The sequence below is a fragment of the Comamonas koreensis genome (assembly GCF_021026195.1).
In the GTDB taxonomy this organism is placed as follows: domain Bacteria; phylum Pseudomonadota; class Gammaproteobacteria; order Burkholderiales; family Burkholderiaceae_C; genus Comamonas; species Comamonas koreensis.
This window is the reverse complement of the sequence record NZ_JAJNCT010000005.1, coordinates 859,279-876,752: the sequence shown is the minus strand read 5'-3', so window position 1 is coordinate 876,752 and position 17,474 is coordinate 859,279. Positions and strand designations below refer to the sequence as shown.

The window sequence follows — 17,474 nt, the reverse complement described above, 5'->3', positions numbered from 1 at the left end:
CGCTGGGAGACAATAGCCAGGTGTGCTCCGCCCCCTCGCCATCGCCGCCTGTTCTGCCTCCGCGCCGCCGCATTGCGCATCTGGACATGGATGCCTTCTATGCCTCGGCCGAGCTGCTGCGCTACCCGCAGCTCAAGGGCCTGCCGGTCATCATCGGCGGGGGCCGCCGGGCCGAAGATGAAGCGCTGAAAGCGCGCTATGGCGACCGGCTCGACGCGATCCCGCCCGAGGCTTTTCCGCAGCTCAAGGACTATGTGGGCCGGGGCGTGATCACCACGGCCACCTACCCGGCGCGCGCCTTTGGCGTGGGCTCGGCGATGGGCATGATGAAGGCGGCCAAGCTCTGTCCGCAGGCCATCCTGCTGCCGGTCGACTTTGCGCGCTACCGGCATTTCTCGCGCCAGTTCAAGGCCATCATCACCGCGATGGCGCCGCAGATGGAGGACCGGGGCGTGGACGAGGTCTACATCGACTTCACCCATGTCGAAGGCGGCCAGGACGACCATGGCCGCAGCCTGGCGCTGCGGATGCAGGCGGCGATCCATGCGGCGACCGGGCTGACCTGTTCGGTCGGGGTGGCCCCCAACAAGCAGCTGGCCAAGATGGCCAGCGAGTTCAACAAGCCCAATGGCGTGTCCATCGTGCTGGAGAGCGATCTGCAAACGATGATCTGGCCGCTGGCCTGCCGCAAGATCAATGGCGTGGGCCCCAAGGCCGATGCCAAGCTGCAGGCGCTGGGCATCCACACGCTGGGCGATCTGGCCGCCAAGGACCTGCCCTGGCTGGTAGAGCACTTTGGCCGCAGCTACGGCGCCTGGCTGCATGCATCAAGCTGGGGGCGGGACAACCGGCCGGTGGTGACCGAGAGCGAGCCGGTATCGATGAGCCGCGAAACCACCTTTGACCGCGACCTGCATGCGGTTCGCGACAAGGCCGAGCTGGGGGCCATCTTTACCGAGCTGTGCCAGATGGTGGCCGCTGACTTGCAGCGCAAGGGCTATGTGGGGCGCACGATTGGCATCAAGCTGCGCTACCCGGACTTTCGCATCGCCACGCGCGACCACAGCCTGCCGCTCTACACCCAGGACGCCGCTGCCATCCGCCATGCGGCCGGCCAGTGCCTCAAGCGCGCGCCGTTGGACCAGCGCCTGCGGCTCTTGGGGGTGCGGGTAGGCGGCCTGCTGCCGCTGGAGCAGGCCTTGGCCCAAGGCCTGGTGGGCGACGGGCAGGCCATGCGCCAGGCCCAAAACCGCCTGGGCGTTGCGGAGCAGAAGGCCGACCCCTACACCTTGCCGCTGTTTGACGACCTCGACTGATTACTGGCGTGCGGTGCGGATATTGGCCGGCAGGGCCATCGGCTGGCTGGTGCGCAGTGGGTTGATGTCCAGGCCGCCCCGGCGCGTGTAGCGGGCATAGACCGTCAGGCGGATCGGCTTGCAGTGCTTCCAGATATCGACAAACATGCGCTCGACGCATTGCTCGTGGAATTCGTTGTGGTTGCGAAAGCTCACGATGTACTGCAGCAGGCGTTCCTGGTCGATTGCCGGGCCGGTATAGCTGATGCGCACGCTGCCCCAGTCGGGCTGGCCGGTGACCAGGCAGTTGCTCTTGAGCAGGCGGCTGCTGAGGGTCTCGGTGACGGGCGCCTCATCAAAGGCGGCGCGCAGCAGCTGGGGTTGGGGCTGGTAGTGCTCGCAGTCGATGTCCAGCCGGTCCAGGTTCAGGCCGTCGAGCTCTTGCAGTGGCAGGGTGTCGAATACTTCGGGGTCGATCATCTGCACGCCGACCGAGGCCTGGTAGGGCGCGCCGCGCCATACCGCTTCGCTGATATCGGCCAGCAGCTTGGCCCGCACTTCATCGACCGAGCCAAAGCGGCTGTTGTTGAAGCTGTTGAGGTAGAGCTTGAAGGACTTGCTCTCGACGATGTTGGGCGTTTCGCAGGGAATCGTGAAGCTCACCAGCGCGACCTGGGGCTTGCCGCGCAGGTTGAGCCAGGAGACTTCATAGGCCGTCCACAGGTCGGCGCCAAAAAAGGGCAGCTTGTCGGGCTGCAGGCCGATCTCGTCGCGCTTGGCCTGGCGGGGCAGCGGGAAGAGCAGGGTGGGGTCGTACTGGTCGATGTAGGCGGAGCGCTGGCCCAGAGGCGATTGCTCGGGCGAAGGGGAGACGGTCATGCTGTGGAACAAAAAGCGGCCGCTGCCTGCGCGGGGGCCAGGCTGCGGCTGCGGTTTACTTGAATTCGCCCTCGCGCAACCACTTGGTGGCGATCCATTTCTCGCCGGCGATCACCGGCGAGCCGCCATGCAGGCTCTTGGTTGCGGGGTCGGGCGCGGAGTAGCTGAAGAACACGGCATTGCCACGGCGCGGTGCGACTTCCAGCCCCACATCGGGAAAGCTGGTGCCGCCGCCGGCTTGCGGGTTGTTCAGGTAGATCACCAGGGTGGCCAGGCGCTGGCCGCCACGCTTCAAAATCGTCGGCGTGCCGGGCTGGGTCGGGTCGAAGTAGTCGTAGTGCGGCTTGTACTCGGCACCGGGCCGGTAGTGCAGCACCTGCAGGCCTTCGCCATGGTTTTCCGGCCAGTTGACGAGCTTGGCGATGCGGCGCTCCAGCGCGGCGACGGCCGGTGTTTCCTCGCGCTGAAAAAACATGCCATCGCTGGTGCGGTCGGCATTGACCTCTTCGCCACCGGTTTGGGTCTCGACGGTCAACGAGCGCTGCATGCGCGGCTCGGCCGCAGCAATGATGGCGTCGCACTCCTCGTCGGAGAGCAGATTGCCGAACACAACGACGCGCGGGTGCTGCAGGGCCAGCAGCACGCTGACCTCGCGGTCACCGACATCGATGGTGGAGGGCGATTGGCCCAGGCTGGGCTCGGGCAGGGGACGGGATGGGGCAGCTGGCTGGGAGGCCGCCACGACGGGGCTCTCCTTGCTCGCCTGCAACTGCGCGAGGTGCTCGGTCAGGACCGATTCCATCGCTGACTCGGCGACGTCGGCGTTCCAGCCGGCATCACACATGGCTTTGAACACGCGGTCGGCGCTGACGCCTGCGCTGGCCTGTTCAATTATCCAGGCGCGCAGTTCCGGGGTGAGGGGTTGCGAGGCTGTCATCAGATTCCTTTCGCGGCCCATTGTGCATCAAAGTCGCATCAATCGACTTTGCGCCTGAACACGAAATGGTCTTCAGTCGAGGCCTCGGGCGTGAACGCGTAGCCCGCGGTGCTGAACTTCTTCAAGGCCGCCGGCGTCTTGGTCTGGTGCTCGATCGCGTAGCGCGCCATCATGCCCCGCGCCTTCTTGGCGAAGAAGCTGATGATCTTGTACTGGCCGTTCTTGTAGTCTTCAAAACTGCAGTCGATGACCCTGGCGCGCAGCACCTTGCGGTCCACCGATTTGAAGTACTCCTGCGAGGCCAGGTTGACGACGACGGGCTTGTCTTCGCTGGCCTGCTGCGCATTGAGGTAGTCGGCGATCTGCGTGCCCCAGAAATGGTAGAGGTTGCTGCCCTGCTCGGTGGCCAGGCGCGTGCCCATCTCCAGCCGGTAGGGTTGCATCAGATCGAGCGGGCGCAGCACGCCGTAGAGGCCGCTGAGCATGCACAGATGGGACTGCGCCCAGTCCAGCTGCTTGGCGCTCAAGGTGGGGGCCTGCAGGCCGTCGTAGACATCGCCATTGAAGGCCATGATGGCCTGGCGCGCGTTCTTGCTGCTGAACTTGGGCGACCATGCCTCATAGCGCGCCACATTCAGTGCAGCGAGCTTGTCGCTGATGTCCATCAGGCTGGCGATCTGCTGCGGCGACTGGCTGCGCAGCACCGCGATCAAGGCCTTGGACTGGGGGATGAACTGGGGCTGCGTGCTGGCCAGGCCGGCGGGCAGCGGGGTTTCGTAGTCCAGAGATTTGGCGGGCGAGAGCAGAAACAGCATCAGGGGCTCCATCAATGAAACAGGCCGGATCGCTCCGGCCTGAGGGTTGCTGGGTCAGCAGTTGTTAAGCGGTTTCGCGCTCAAACGGCAGGACCAGATCGGTCAGATCCTTGCGGGTCTCGACGAGGATCAGCGGGCCCTGGTCGATCTGCACCACGGGCTGGCGCTCACGCGGCACATGCACGGGCTTGGGCTCGGCGGCGATGGCCGCTTGCACAGCAGCGATCTTGTCGGCATCGGAGTTGATCCATTGCAGGCCGGCGGTGCTGGCGATCTGGTGCAGTGCATCCAGCGGCAAGCTGTAGCTGGCAATCGCTGGCAAGCCGGCCTTGGCGGGCTCGGCAGCGATGGGCGCAGGGGCGGCAACCACCGGTGCTGCTGCAACGGGAGCGGCAGGTGCCACAGGGGCTACAGCGGCCACGGGTGCAGCTTCCTGGGCAGCCGCCACTACTTCGGCTTGTGCCACTGGGGCGGGAGCCGGAGCCACATCCGCCACGGCGGGCGCTGCGGCTTCTGCCGGTGCAGCGGCAGGCGCTGCGTTGAAGTAGCTGCGGCGTGGTGCCTCGTCGGTGTCTTGCGGCACGGCAGGGGCGGCATCGGCGCCAAAGCCCGAGTCGGCGGCGGCGTTGTCGCCTTCGGCCTGCTCGTCACGGCCATTGCGCTCGCGCTCACCACGGTTGCGGCGGTCGCGGCCATAGCGGTCACGTGAGCGGCGCTCACGGCGCTCTGGCGTTGCGCCGTCTGCATCAGCAGCGCCTGGTGCGGCTTGGTTGCCGGTATCCAGGTCCAGCGATGGCAGGGAGGCAATCACCGCATCAGCGTTGAGGGGTGCCGGTGCGACGGCGTTGAGGGGCTGAGCGGCCTCGTCACCGTTGTTGCGGCGGTCCTGGCGGTCACCACGGTCGCGGCGGCCTTCACGCGGCTCGCGGGGAGCGCGCTCGGGGCGCGGTGCGCGTTCCTGGCGCTCGCCATTGGCGGCGGCGTTGTCACCGGCTTGTGGGTTCAGCGGGGCTTCGTCACGGCGGCTGCGCTCTTGGCGGTCACCGCGCTCACCACGGCGGTTGCGGCCTTCCTGGTCGCCACCACGGGGGCTGCGGCTGCCATCGGCCGCGCCGTTGTTGCCACGGCCATTGCGCTCGCCGCGCTGCTCGCCTTCGGCGCGCTCGCCACGGGCGGGGCGGTTGCCATCCTTGCGCTCACCACGGTCGCCGCGCTCTGCACGGTCACCACGGCCGCCACGGTTGTTGGCGTTGCGGCCATCGCGGTTTTCACGGCGGCCGTCAGCAGCGGGTGCTGCTGCGGGTGCAGGCACGGGAGCCGGTGCGGGCTCAGGGGCCATGCCGAAGAAGCGCTTGAGCCAGGCGAAGAAGCCCTTTTGCGGTGCGGCCACAGGAGCTGCAGCGGGCGCTGCGGCAGGGGCGCCTGCCGGCTTGCCGTTTTGCGGATTGGCGGTACGGGCAGCGGGTGCCGGGCGTGGCTCGGCAATCGGCGCCGGTGCATCGGGCAGCACGCCCTTGATGACCGGGGTCTGCTTGTTGGTCGGCTCTTGCGAGCGGCGGGTAAAGCCCAGGCTTTCCTCTTCGGGGTCGGCCAGCTTGTAGCTCGCTTCCATCGAGTCCAGACGGGGGTCGTCGTGCTTCATGCGCTCGAGCTTGTAGTGCGGGGTCTCCAGCGCCTTGTTGGGCACCATGGTGACGGACACGCGCTGCTTGAGCTCGATCTTCTGGATTTCGGTACGCTTTTCGTTGAGCAGGAAGGAGGCGACTTCGACCGGCACCTGGCAGTTCACGGCTGCCGTGTTGTCCTTCATCGACTCTTCCTGGATGATGCGCAGGATCTGCAGCGCCGAGCTTTCCGCATCGCGGATGTGGCCGGAGCCGCCGCAGCGTGGGCAGTTGATGTGGGCACCTTCGCTCAGCGCAGGCTTGAGGCGCTGGCGGCTCATTTCCATCAGGCCGAACTTGCTGATGGTGCCGAACTGCACGCGGGCACGGTCCTGGCGCAGCGCGTCACGCAGACGGCTTTCCACATCGCGGCGGTTCTTCGACTCTTCCATGTCGATGAAGTCGATCACGATCAGGCCGCCCAGGTCGCGCAGGCGCATCTGGCGGGCCACTTCGTCGGCCGCTTCCAGGTTGGTGCGGGTGGCGGTTTCCTCGATGTCGCCGCCCTTGATGGCGCGGGCCGAGTTCACGTCGATGGAGACCAGCGCTTCGGTGTGGTCGATCACGATGGCGCCGCCCGATGGCAGGGTCACGGTACGGGAGTAGGCCGACTCGATCTGGTGCTCGATCTGGAAGCGGCTGAACAGCGGCGCGTCATCGCGGTAGCGCTTGACGCGGGCAGCGTGCTCAGGCATCACATGGGCCATGAACTGCTGGGCTTGTTCATAGATGTCATCGGTGTCGATCAGGATGTCGCCGATGTCATTGTGGAAATAGTCGCGGATCGCGCGGATTACCAGGCTCGATTCCTGGTAGATCAGGAAGGCGCCCTTGCCCGACTTGGCAGCGCCGTCGATGGCACCCCAGAGCTTGAGCAGGTAGTTCAAGTCCCATTGCAGCTCAGGTGCGCTGCGGCCAATGCCGGCGGTGCGCGCGATGATGGACATGCCCTTGGGGTAGTCCAGCTGGTCCATCGCCTCCTTGAGCTCGGCGCGCTCATCGCCTTCGATGCGGCGCGAGACACCACCACCACGGGGGTTGTTGGGCATCAGCACCACATAACGGCCGGCCAGCGAGATGAAGGTGGTCAGGGCCGCGCCCTTGTTGCCACGTTCTTCCTTTTCGACCTGAACGATCAGCTCCTGGCCTTCCTTGATCACATCATTGATGCGGGCCTGGCTGGGGGAGACGCCTTCGGCGAAATACTGCTTGGAGATTTCCTTGAAGGGCAGAAAGCCGTGGCGGTCTTCGCCGTAGTCGACAAAGCAGGCTTCCAGGGAGGGTTCGACCCGGGTAACAACGGCTTTGTAGATATTGCCTTTGCGTTGTTCGCGGCCTTCGATTTCGATTTCGTAGTCCAGCAGCTTTTGGCCATCGACAATGGCGAGGCGGCGCTCTTCAGCTTGCGTGGCGTTGATCAGCATCCGTTTCATGATGCGCGTCCTTCGTAATGCGGGACAGGCTGCCTTTGTCAGTCAGGCACCTGTCTCCAATCCCAACAATAAACAGGCTCTTACTGGAGCCACAGATGCCGGGACAGACGCAGAGAAACGAAAGAATTCACAGAGCGTGTCATGTTTGCTGGTAATACTTATGTCAGCACAGGGGATCTAGGCACGCGGGCGAGGGCATGTAAATACCCGGCCAGCCAGCGCTGGGCTGCCTCCGGCTGGGATATTTGCCCTGAGAACATGCGCACAGCGGGCACGGCAAGACGCACTGGCGCACAGCTGCTGCTGTGCCAGAGAGTTGCCATCCAAGCCCACAAAATCAACATGTTTGGTGTGAAGACGATCAGCTGAGCGGGGCCTGGTTGCAGGCCTTTGCGACAGCTGTCGCCAAAAATCTGTTTTTTCGTTGTTTCAATGTGTCTGTCCGCCTGATTCACTTGGCGTCCCCTGCGCAATCTTTTGGTATGCAGGTGGGGCGGCAAGGCGATCAGCCAGACATCGACCGGCCTGTGCGGGTACTGGTGGGTGAATTAAACTGCTCACCGGTAAACCAATAACTCTATCGCGCAGGTGAAACATATTATAGGGGGCAAACCGGGCGAGCCCCGTAGTCCACAAGCACCCCCAGTGGCTGTAAGGCTGGTCGAGGTCCACCCCGACGACGCAGGCCAACGCCTGGACAATTTTCTGATGCGCCACCTCAAAGGCGTACCCAAGACCCATATCTACCGCATCATCCGCCAGGGTGAAGTCCGTATCAACAAGGGCCGCACGACAGCGGACACTCGCGTACAACCGGGCGATGTGGTGCGGATTCCGCCGGTGCGCGTCGCTGCCAAACCCGAGGAAGCCGAGCGTGCCGTGCCAGCTAGGGAGTTTCCCTTGTTGCTCGATGACGATGTCATGCTGGCGATCAACAAACCCGCCGGCGTGGCGGTGCACGGCGGCTCGGGCGTCAGCTTTGGCGTCATCGAGCAGCTGCGCCGCGCCCACCCGGATGCCCGCTTTCTGGAGCTGGTGCACCGGCTGGACCGCGAAACTTCGGGCATCTTGTTGGTGGCCAAGAAGCGTTCGGCCCTGACCCACCTGCAGGACCAGTTCCGCGAGCGCGAGACGGGCAAGACCTATCTGGCCCTTGTCATCGGCGAATGGCCGGCCAACAAGAAGGTGATCGACACGCCGCTGCGCAAATACCTGCTGCCCGACGGCGAGCGCCGCGTGCGCGCCACCACGGCCGACGACCCCGAGGGCATGCGTTCGGTCTCGCTGGTCAAGGTGCAAAAAGTGTTTGCCGCTCGCCACCAGCTGGGCCTGCCGGCGATGAGCCTGCTGGAGGTGACGATCAAGACCGGACGCACCCACCAGATCCGCGTGCACCTGGCCAGCAGCGGCCATGCGATTGCCGGCGATGAGAAATATGGCGACTTTGACCTGAACAAGCGCCTGGCCAAACACGGCCTCAAGCGTATGTTCCTGCACGCCTGGCGCCTGCAGTTCAACCACCCGCAGACGGCAGAGCGCGTGCAGCTGGGTGCCGAGCTGCCAGCGGAGCTGGCGGATTTTGTGGCGGCGGTTTCGGCGGCCGATGGACCCGTTTTGTGACCGATATAGAAAGAACACCCCATGGCGCGCCAATTTGACCTGATTGCCTTTGACTGGGATGGCACCCTGTTTGACTCGACTGCGGCGATTGCGCTGTCGATCCAGGATGCGGTGCGGGATGTGGGCGGTACGGTGCCCAGCCTGGTGGAGGCCAAGTACGTAATCGGCATGAGCCTGCACAGCGCGTTGCGCCATGCCGCGCCCGATGTGCCGGAGGACAAGATGCTGGAGTTGACCAACCGCTACCGGCTGCATTTCCTCAAGCGCCAAGAGCAGGTGACCTTGTTTGAGGGGGTGCTGGAGCTGCTGGACCAGCTGACCGCCAGCGGTCATTTGCTGGCGATTGCCACCGGCAAGAACCGCCGGGGCCTGGACCGGGTGCTGGATACGACCTTGCTGAAGGGGCGCTTCCAGGCAACGCGCACCTCGGACGAGACGGCTGGCAAGCCCCATCCGCTGATGCTGCAGGAGCTGATGGCCGAGCTGGATGTGGTGCCAGAGCGGGTGTTGATGGTGGGTGACACCACGCATGACCTGCAAATGGCCGTCAATGCGGGCTGCCCAAGCGTGGGGGTGAGCTATGGCGCCCATCACCATGGGGGTTTTGAGGCCTTCAAGCCCCTGTATGTGGCCCATACCGTTGCTGAACTGCAACAGTGGATGGCGGATCATGCCTAGCTATGGTGCAATCACTGTCTGTATGTACAGTCAGATGAACCTCGGTGAACAGGTGCGGTGATGGCGGAAGTACCGGCGCAGATGATTGCCTTGTGCCAGAGCGATGCGCTGCTGCACGGTGGGCGCGCGGTGGCCTTTGATGTGGTCTATGCCGGGCAGACCTGCCAGGCCTTTGCCATCCGCTATCACGAGGGAGTCCACGCCTACTTGAACCGCTGCACCCATGTGGCGATGGAGATGGACTACCAGCCGGGGCGTTTTTTCGACGACACAGGTAACTGGTTGCTCTGCGCCACCCATGGCGCAGCCTATGTGCCCGATACTGGAGCCTGTGCCGGCGGTCCCTGTCGTGGCGGTTTGGTCAAGGTTGCGCTGAGTGAGAGTGATGGCGTGGTCTATTGGCACACGGATAACCGTCTACAACCTCTTGAATTTTAAGATGAACCCCATGGACAACCATCCTCAGCAGAATCCGCCGCCGGCGCCCGACCTGTGGGGGCAGCCAGCCGCTGCTGCGCCTGCCGCTGCCGCATCCAGCCCGGGCTGGGAACGCTCGGTGCTGGAGCGCTTGGCCTTTGACACGCTCAAGGAGCAGCGCGCGGCGCGGCGCTGGAAGATCTTTTTCCGCCTGGTCTGGCTGGGACTGGTGATCGCCTTTGTCAGCTACCTGTTTGGCTCGGACGGCACGGCGACCAAGACCTCGACCGAGCACACTGCGGTGGTGGAGCTCAAGGGCGAGATCGCCTCGGGCGCCGACGCCAGTGCCGAGTATGTGATTGCCGCACTGCGCACCGCTTTCGAGGACGACGGTGCCAAGGCCGTGGTGCTGCTGATCAATTCGCCCGGTGGCAGCCCTGTGCAGGCCGGCATGATCAATGACGAGATCGTGCGCCTCAAGGCCCAGTACAAGAAGCCGATGTATGCGGTGGTCGAGGAGTCCTGTGCTTCTGCGGCCTACTACATCGCCTCTGCCGCTGACAGCATCTATGTCGACAAGGCCAGCATCGTTGGCAGCATTGGCGTGCTGATGGATGGTTTTGGCTTTACCGGCACGATGGATAAGCTGGGCGTGGAGCGCCGCTTGCTCACCGCTGGCGCGAACAAGGGCATGCTGGACCCGTTCAGCCCCATGAACGAGAAGCAAAAGGCCTATGCGCAGCAGATGCTGAGCCAGATCCACCAACAGTTCATCCAGGTGGTGCGCCAGGGCCGGGGTGATCGCCTGAAGGAAACCGATGACACCTTCAGCGGCCTGTTCTGGACCGGCCAGGAGGCCGTGAAGCTGGGCCTGGCCGATGGCCTGGGCAGCCTGGACCAGGTGGCCCGTGATGTGGTGGGTGCGGAAGAGGTGGTGGATTACACCCGCCGCGAGAATGTGGCCGAGCGCTTTGCCAAGCGTTTTGGTGCCTCGGTCGGTGCGGGTGCCGTTGGTACCTTGCGCTCGATGTCGCTGCTGCCCAGCGTGCGTTGACTGCCTGCAAGGCTTGAATGACAAAGCGGTGCCCAGGCACCGCTTTTTTTATGGGCGCAGCCGCATGGGCTGCAGCGACTAACGAGGGTCAGCGGCCAATGGCAAACACCATCGGGGTGCGGTTGTCCAGGCTGGTGTTGAGCGGCTTCCACTGCTTGACCAGGCGGCTTTGCGTGTTGGCGCTCTCCAAGGTCAGCCCGCTGGAGATGGACAGGCGCGTGTTGGGCTGCAAGGTTTGCAGCAACGCGCCCAGCAGGGCCTGGTTGCGGTAGGGGGTCTCGATGAAGATCTGCGTCTGGCCCTGGCGCAGCGCCAGCTGCTCCAGCTCGCGCAGGCGGGCGCTGCGATCAGAGGCATCGCTGGGTACATAGCCGACAAACGCAAAGTTCTGGCCATTGAGGCCACTGGCGGCCAGTGCCAACAGCAGCGAGGTGGGGCCGACCAGCGGCACCACGTCGATGCCCGCATCATGGGCGGCGCGTACTACGGAGCTTCCTGGGTCGGCAATCGCGGGCATGCCCGCCTCGCTGACCAGGCCCACATCATGGCCTTGCAGCGCGGCGGCAATCAGGCTGCCGCTGTCGCTGCCGGCGGCGGTCTGTGGGTTGTGGTCGCCTTTTTTATGGGCGTCGCGCGGCAGCTCGGCAATGTTTTGCTGCTGCAGCGGCACGGCCAGGGGCGCCACGGCATCCACCCGCTTGAGAAAGGCGCGGCAGCTTTTGGCGTTTTCGCAGACCCAGTGGGTGATGCGGGCGGCTGCCTGCACGGTATGCAATGGCAGCACATCGGTCAACGGCGCTTCGGTGGCGCAGCCAAAATCGAGGGGGGTCGGCACCAGGAAGAGACGACCTTTAGTCGTTTGTTGGTTCATGGCAACACCAATCCGGCAGCGCGCAGCAGACGGGCTGTGCGGATCAAGGGCAGGCCGATCAAGGCGGTGGGGTCGTCGCTTTCAATGGCGTCGAGCAGGGTGATGCCCAGGCCCTCGCTCTTCGCGCTGCCTGCGCAGTCATAAGGGGTCTCGGCAAGCAGGTAGCGTTCGATTTCTGCGTCATCAAGCGGGCGGAACACGGTGCGCACCACGGCGGTATCGGCCTGCGCAAAGCCGCTGGCCTTGCAAACCACGGCCACGGCGGTGTGGAACTGCATGCTTTGTCCGCTCATTGCGCGCAGCTGCGCCACGGCTTTGTCATGCACCATCGGCTTGCCCAGCGGCTGGCCGTGCAGGTCGGCCACCTGGTCGGAGCCGATCACAATCGCATCGGGGTACTGGGCGGCCACCGCATGGGCCTTGGCCAGTGCCAGGCGCAGCGCCAGTGCGGCGGGGCTTTCACCGGGCTGTGGGGTTTCATCCACATCGGGCGAGGCCGTCTCGAAGGGCAGGCGGAAGCGCGACAGAAGCTCTCGCCGGTAGCGGGAGGTGGAGCCCAGTACAAGGGCGCGGGGCATCGGGGATTCAGACATGCCCAGATTCTCTTACACTGGCGCGCATGACAAAGGAATTTTCAGTCAATCGCCTTGAGATCAAGGCTTTTGCCCACCAAAACGCGGCGCTGGAAGGCGAGTTGCCCCTGGGGCAGCTGGCCCGCTTGCTGGCCGAAGACCAGCGCGGCGAGGCCGCTGCCGCCGAGCCTGTGCGCTGGGTGCTGGATGGTGAATGGGTGGAATCGACCGGCGGCCCAGGCCAGGCCTGGCTGCATCTGCATGCCGAAACCCAGGTGCAGCTGCAGTGCCAGCGCTGCATGCGCCCGGTGGACGTGGCGGTAGAGAGCAGCCGCTCCTTCCGCTTTGTGAAGGACGAGGCCACGGCGGCCGCGCTGGATGACGAGAGCGAGGAAGATGTGCTGGTGCTGGCGCCCCAGATCGATGCACTGGAGCTGATCGAGGACGAGCTGCTGATGGCCTTGCCCATGGTGCCCATGCACGATGTCTGCCCGGTCGATGTGAAGCTGGAGTCCGCCACCCAGGATTTTGACGACCGCCCTGCGGAAAAAGCCAATCCTTTCGCGGCGCTGGCATCGCTGCGCATCGATAAAAACCAATCCTAGTTGGGGTGGCTTGAAGCCTGCTTGCGATCTTTGCTATAATTTGAGGCTTCGCGCGAATCCCTCGTGTCTTTAATGGGCTAGTCGCGTAAATTTAGGGCATGCGTTTGTGATTGCGCAGGCCATGTCACCAACCCTTTCAAGACTCAGGAGCCATCATGGCTGTTCAACAAAACAAGAAATCCCCTTCCAAGCGCGGCATGCACCGTTCGCACAACGCACTGAACGTGCCTGGCATCGCTGTGGAACCCACCACCGGTGAAACCCACATGCGCCACCACATCAGCCCCAACGGTTTCTACCGTGGCCGCCAGGTGCTGAAGAACAAGTCGGAAGCCTAAGCCATAGCTGTATAAAAAAGGCCCGCAGCTACATAGTAGCGCGGGCCTTTTTTATTGCTTGCCAGGAAGCGGCGCGGGGCGCGGCGGACTGGAACTCGGTGCGAACAACGTCAAAGAATTACCGAACGAATGATCACACTGGCCGTCGATTGCATGGGTGGGGACGCAGGTATCCGTGTCACGCTACCCGCATGCAAGAAGTTTTTGGATAGCCACCCTGATGCCCATCTGCTGATGGTCGGGCAGGCGGAGGCATTGCAGTCTTTTCGGCACGAGCGTGCCACCATCGTGCCTGCCAGCGAAGTGGTCACTATGGATGACCCGGTGGAAGTGGCCCTGCGCAAGAAGAAGGATTCTTCGATGCGGGTGGCCATCAGCCAGGTGAAGACAGGCGCCGCACTGGCGGCCGTATCGGCGGGCAATACCGGCGCGCTGATGGCCATTGCCCGTTATGTGCTCAAGACGATGGAGGGCATCGACCGCCCGGCTATCGCCACCCAGCTTCCCCACGCCAAGGGCGGCGCCACGACGGTGCTCGACCTGGGCGCCAATGTGGACTGCACGGCAGAGCATCTGCTGCAGTTTGCTGTCATGGGCTCTGCGTTGGTCAGCGCCCTCGAAAACACTGAAAACCCCACCGTCGGCCTGCTCAATATTGGCGAAGAAGCCATCAAGGGCAGCGAGGTCATCAAGCGTGCCGGCGAGCTGCTGCGCACGGCTGGCCAATCGGGTTATCTCAATTTTTACGGCAATGTCGAAGGCAATGACATCTTCAAGGGCACGGTGGATATCGTGACCTGTGATGGCTTTGTCGGCAATGTCGCGCTCAAGGCCAGCGAAGGCGTGGCCAGCATGATCAGCAACGGGCTCAAGCAGGAGTTCAAACGCAACCTGCTCACCAAGATCGCCGCAGTGATCGCTTACCCGGTGCTGGCGCGCTTGATGAAGCGGGTGGACCACCGCCGCTACAATGGGGCTGCATTGCTCGGATTGCGCGGCCTGGTTTTCAAAAGCCATGGCTCGGCCGACGCGGTGGCGTATGAGCATGCCTTGCGGCGCGCCTATGATGCCGCCCGCAATGATTTGCTGGGGCGTGTGCAGACCAAGATTCAGACGGCAGCGCCCCTGCTGATGTCGGCAGACAGCACTGCTGCTGCCAAAACCGTGACGTCTCCTACCTGAATTCGATGAGTATTTATTCCCGCATTACCGGCACTGGCAGCTACCTGCCGCCACGTCGTGTCACCAATGATGAGTTGGCCGCTGAGATGGCCACGCGCGGTCTGGAAACCTCCGACGAGTGGATTGTGGAGCGCACTGGGATCAAGGCGCGCCATTTTGCAGCGCCTGATGTTGTAGCCAGCGATCTGGCGCTGGAGGCGTCAAAGAACGCCCTCCAGGCTGCCAATATCCAGGCCAGCGATATTGATCTGATCATCGTCGCGACCTCGACGCCGGACATGGTGTTCCCCTCGACCGCCGCCATCCTGCAGAACAAGCTGGGCATTGCCAATGGCTGCCCGGTGTTTGACATGCAGGCAGTGTGCAGCGGCTTCGTCTATGCACTGACGGTGGCGGACTCGATGATCAAGTCCGGCAGCGCCAAGCGTGTGCTGGTGGTGGGTGCCGAGGTATTCAGCCGCATTCTCGACTTCAATGACCGCACCACCTGCGTGCTGTTTGGCGATGGCGCCGGCGCCGTGGTGCTGGAAGCCTCTGACAAGCCCGGCATTCTGGCCACCGAGCTGCATGCCGATGGCAGCCATGTCGACATTCTGTGCGTGCCGGGCAATGTCTCGGGCGGCCAGGTGATTGGCTCGCCGCTGCTGCGCATGGATGGCCAGGCTGTGTTCAAGCTCGCCGTCGGTGTGCTGGACAAGGCCGCACGCGCTGCGCTGGAAAAAGCCAAGATGCAGGAAGCCGATATCGATTGGCTGATTCCGCACCAGGCCAACCTGCGCATCATGATGAGCACGGCGCGCAAGCTCAAGCTTGCCCCTGAGAAGGTTGTCGTTACGGTGGACCAGCATGGCAACACCTCGGCGGCCTCGATCCCGCTGGCGCTGGACCATGCGGTGCGCAGCGGCCAGGTCAAGCCTGGGCAGAATGTGATGCTGGAAGGCGTGGGCGGTGGCTTCACCTGGGGTGCGGTGCTGCTGACGATGTAGCATGGCTCGGCGTTGCCGAGACCGCTGCCATCCGCCGATTGATAAAAAACTGATTGAACCGAGACATGAGCGCTTTTGCATTTGTATTTCCGGGCCAAGGCTCGCAGTCCGTGGGCATGCTCGATGCCTGGGGTGGCCACCCCGCCGTTGTTCAGGCGCTGCAGGAAGCCTCGGATGCGCTGGGTGAAGACCTGGGCGCGCTGATCCAGAACGGCCCTAAAGAAACGCTGGCACTGACCGCCAACACCCAACCGGTGATGCTGGTCGCTGGTGTGGCTGCATGGCGTGTCTGGCAAGCCGAAGGCGGCGCCATGCCAATGGCCGTTGCTGGCCACTCGCTGGGCGAGTATTCCGCACTGGTAGCTGCTGGTGTGCTGACCCTGAGCCAGGCCGCGCCGCTGGTGCGCCTGCGTGGTGCCGCCATGCAAGAGGCCGTGCCTGTGGGTGCCGGCGCGATGGCTGCCGTGCTGGGCCTGGATGCCGACAAGGTCAAGGCCGTGTGCGCCCAGGTGACTGCCCAGCTGGGCGGCACTGAGGTCGTCGAGGCGGTGAACTTCAACGATCCCGGCCAGACCGTCATCGCTGGCTCCAAGGCCGCGGTGGAAGCGGCCAGCCTGGCCGTGAAGGAGGCAGGTGCCAAGCGCGCGCTGCCACTGCCGGTGTCGGCACCTTTCCACTCCAGCCTGATGAAGCCCGCCGCTGAGAAGCTCAAGCTGGCCCTGGCCGAGCTGCAACTGGCTGCGCCCCAGATTCCCGTGCTCAACAACATCGATGTGGCGATGCCTACCGATGCCGATGCCATCCGTGATGCGCTGTACCGCCAGGCCTTTGGCCCTGTGCGCTGGGTCGAGTGTGTGCAGCGCCTGCGTGCGTTGGGCGCCACCCACCTGGTCGAATGCGGCCCGGGCAAGGTGCTGACCGGCATGACCAAGCGCATCGACCCTGAACTCGTCGGTGTGGCTCTGTACGACCCCGCCACTTTGCAAGAAACCAAAGAAGCCATCGCATGACTGAAACCACTTCAACAGCCAAAGTCGCCCTGGTTACCGGCGCATCGCGCGGTATTGGCGCGGCCATCGCCCAGGCGCTCGGCGCTGCCGGCTACCAGGTGATCGGCACGGCAACGACCGAAGACGGCGCTGCCAAGATCTCGCAGGCGCTGTCGGCCTTTGCCGGCTCGCGTGGCGTGGCCCTGGATGTGAACGACGGCGCTGCCGTCGAGGCGCTGATTGACAGCCTGGTCAAGACCCAGGGCGGCCTGCATGTGCTGGTCAACAACGCCGGTATCACCCGCGACACCCTGGCCATGCGCATGAAGGATGATGACTGGGATGCCGTGCTGGGCACCAATCTGAAGGCGGTGTTCGGCGCCAGCCGCGCTGCCATCCGTCCGATGATGAAGCAGCGTTTTGGCCGTATCATCAGCATCACCAGTGTGGTGGGCGCATCCGGCAATGCCGGTCAGGCCAACTACGCGGCCGCCAAGGCGGGTGTGGCAGGTATGACGCGCTCGCTGGCCAAGGAGCTGGGCAGCCGTGGCATTACGGTCAACTGCGTGGCGCCTGGTTTCATCGAGACCGATATGACGGCCCAGTTGCCCGAAGAGCAGAAGAAAGCACTGCAGTCGCAGATTGCCTTGGGCAAGCTGGGACAGCCGCAAGACATTGCCAACGCTGTGGTCTATTTGGCCTCAGACGGTGCCGGTTATGTGACCGGACAGGAGTTGCATGTCAATGGCGGCATGTATATGTAAATTTGACGAAAGTTGAATGCCGTTTCCTCGCGACGGCAAGTTGCACTCAGGTATTGCTGAAGCAGCTAGAATCGCGGGTTCATTCACAACCCCCAGAGGGAAACCATGAGCGATATCGAAGCACGTGTCAAGAAAATCATCGCCGAACAACTCGGCGTGGAAGAGTCTCAAGTAACGAACGAAAAGGCCTTTGTGGCCGACCTGGGCGCTGACTCGCTGGACACCGTGGAACTGGTGATGGCTTTGGAAGATGAGTTCGAAATCGAGATCCCTGACGAAGACGCAGAGAAGATCACGACGGTGCAGAACGCCATCGACTACGCCAACAGCCACCAAAAGGCTTAATTGATTGCGCATGCACTTGGCGCCCTCGTG

The 17,474-nt window shown here is 63.7% G+C and carries 18 protein-coding genes; 12 read left to right on the top strand and 6 right to left on the bottom strand.

Features of this window, described 5'->3' with window-relative positions; translation table 11 throughout:
* The first annotated feature begins 86 nt into the window (after nucleotides 1-86).
* On the top strand, nucleotides 87-1,316 hold the full coding sequence (locus LPW39_RS06335) for a Y-family DNA polymerase (RefSeq protein ID WP_230772542.1): 1,230 nt from the start codon (nucleotides 87-89) through the stop codon (nucleotides 1,314-1,316).
* Here LPW39_RS06335 and queF read toward each other — a convergent pair whose 3' ends face one another.
* The 4 genes from queF to LPW39_RS06315 all read right to left on the bottom strand — a co-directional run bounded on the left by queF (nucleotide 1,317) and on the right by LPW39_RS06315 (nucleotide 7,023).
* Nucleotides 1,317-2,174, bottom strand: a complete 858-nt coding sequence (queF, locus tag LPW39_RS06330) for an NADPH-dependent 7-cyano-7-deazaguanine reductase QueF (protein ID WP_230772540.1) — start codon at nucleotides 2,172-2,174, stop codon at nucleotides 1,317-1,319.
* A gap of 55 nt (nucleotides 2,175-2,229) precedes the next feature.
* Complete coding sequence (locus LPW39_RS06325; protein ID WP_230772534.1) at nucleotides 2,230-3,111, bottom strand: 2OG-Fe(II) oxygenase; 882 nt, start codon at nucleotides 3,109-3,111, stop codon at nucleotides 2,230-2,232.
* A gap of 38 nt (nucleotides 3,112-3,149) precedes the next feature.
* Nucleotides 3,150-3,926, bottom strand: coding sequence for a peroxide stress protein YaaA (gene yaaA / locus LPW39_RS06320; protein ID WP_133854940.1), 777 nt, complete (start codon nucleotides 3,924-3,926; stop codon nucleotides 3,150-3,152).
* A 64-nt stretch (nucleotides 3,927-3,990) separates the two neighbouring features.
* Complete coding sequence (locus tag LPW39_RS06315; RefSeq protein WP_230772525.1) at nucleotides 3,991-7,023, bottom strand: Rne/Rng family ribonuclease; 3,033 nt, start codon at nucleotides 7,021-7,023, stop codon at nucleotides 3,991-3,993.
* 588 nt (nucleotides 7,024-7,611) lie between these two features.
* Between LPW39_RS06315 and LPW39_RS06310 the strand changes: the two genes are divergently transcribed.
* The 4 genes from LPW39_RS06310 to LPW39_RS06295 are packed head-to-tail and all read left to right on the top strand — an operon-like array spanning nucleotide 7,612 to nucleotide 10,792.
* On the top strand, nucleotides 7,612-8,643 hold the full coding sequence (locus LPW39_RS06310; RefSeq protein ID WP_230772518.1) for an RluA family pseudouridine synthase: 1,032 nt from the start codon (nucleotides 7,612-7,614) through the stop codon (nucleotides 8,641-8,643).
* A 21-nt stretch (nucleotides 8,644-8,664) separates the two neighbouring features.
* Entirely contained in the window at nucleotides 8,665-9,321 is a 657-nt protein-coding gene (locus LPW39_RS06305) for an HAD family hydrolase (RefSeq protein WP_230772516.1), read from the top strand.
* Nucleotides 9,322-9,381: 60 nt separating this feature from the next.
* Entirely contained in the window at nucleotides 9,382-9,759 is a 378-nt protein-coding gene (locus LPW39_RS06300; protein ID WP_230772509.1) for a Rieske (2Fe-2S) protein, read from the top strand.
* 1 nt (nucleotide 9,760) lies between these two features.
* Complete coding sequence (locus LPW39_RS06295) at nucleotides 9,761-10,792, top strand: S49 family peptidase (RefSeq protein WP_230772499.1); 1,032 nt, start codon at nucleotides 9,761-9,763, stop codon at nucleotides 10,790-10,792.
* Between the two features lie 88 nt (nucleotides 10,793-10,880).
* On the opposite strand, the gene LPW39_RS06290 is transcribed toward LPW39_RS06295, so the two are convergent.
* On the bottom strand, nucleotides 10,881-11,663 hold the full coding sequence (locus LPW39_RS06290) for an SAM-dependent methyltransferase (RefSeq protein ID WP_230772492.1): 783 nt from the start codon (nucleotides 11,661-11,663) through the stop codon (nucleotides 10,881-10,883).
* Entirely contained in the window at nucleotides 11,660-12,256 is a 597-nt protein-coding gene (locus tag LPW39_RS06285; protein WP_230772490.1) for a Maf family nucleotide pyrophosphatase, read from the bottom strand. Before LPW39_RS06285 ends, LPW39_RS06290 begins: the two co-directional genes overlap by 4 nt.
* A gap of 26 nt (nucleotides 12,257-12,282) precedes the next feature.
* On the opposite strand from LPW39_RS06285, the gene LPW39_RS06280 reads away from it, so the two are divergent.
* The 7 genes from LPW39_RS06280 to acpP all read left to right on the top strand — a co-directional run bounded on the left by LPW39_RS06280 (nucleotide 12,283) and on the right by acpP (nucleotide 17,444).
* A complete protein-coding gene (locus LPW39_RS06280; protein ID WP_230772483.1) occupies nucleotides 12,283-12,840 on the top strand; it encodes a YceD family protein in 558 nt (185 codons plus the stop codon).
* Between the two features lie 155 nt (nucleotides 12,841-12,995).
* Nucleotides 12,996-13,178, top strand: a complete 183-nt coding sequence (gene rpmF / locus LPW39_RS06275) for a 50S ribosomal protein L32 (protein WP_021027949.1) — start codon at nucleotides 12,996-12,998, stop codon at nucleotides 13,176-13,178.
* 129 nt (nucleotides 13,179-13,307) lie between these two features.
* On the top strand, nucleotides 13,308-14,360 hold the full coding sequence (gene plsX, locus LPW39_RS06270; RefSeq protein WP_230772476.1) for a phosphate acyltransferase PlsX: 1,053 nt from the start codon (nucleotides 13,308-13,310) through the stop codon (nucleotides 14,358-14,360).
* A 5-nt stretch (nucleotides 14,361-14,365) separates the two neighbouring features.
* Nucleotides 14,366-15,346 (top strand): beta-ketoacyl-ACP synthase III, encoded by a 981-nt coding sequence (locus LPW39_RS06265; RefSeq protein ID WP_230772465.1) that lies wholly within the window; start codon nucleotides 14,366-14,368, stop codon nucleotides 15,344-15,346.
* A gap of 65 nt (nucleotides 15,347-15,411) precedes the next feature.
* Complete coding sequence (gene fabD, locus LPW39_RS06260; RefSeq protein ID WP_230772459.1) at nucleotides 15,412-16,356, top strand: ACP S-malonyltransferase; 945 nt, start codon at nucleotides 15,412-15,414, stop codon at nucleotides 16,354-16,356.
* Nucleotides 16,353-17,099, top strand: a complete 747-nt coding sequence (gene fabG, locus LPW39_RS06255) for a 3-oxoacyl-ACP reductase FabG (protein ID WP_133854927.1) — start codon at nucleotides 16,353-16,355, stop codon at nucleotides 17,097-17,099. The genes fabD and fabG overlap by 4 nt, the downstream gene beginning before the upstream one ends.
* A gap of 105 nt (nucleotides 17,100-17,204) precedes the next feature.
* Nucleotides 17,205-17,444, top strand: coding sequence for an acyl carrier protein (acpP, locus tag LPW39_RS06250; protein WP_021027954.1), 240 nt, complete (start codon nucleotides 17,205-17,207; stop codon nucleotides 17,442-17,444).
* Nucleotides 17,445-17,474 lie beyond the last annotated feature (30 nt).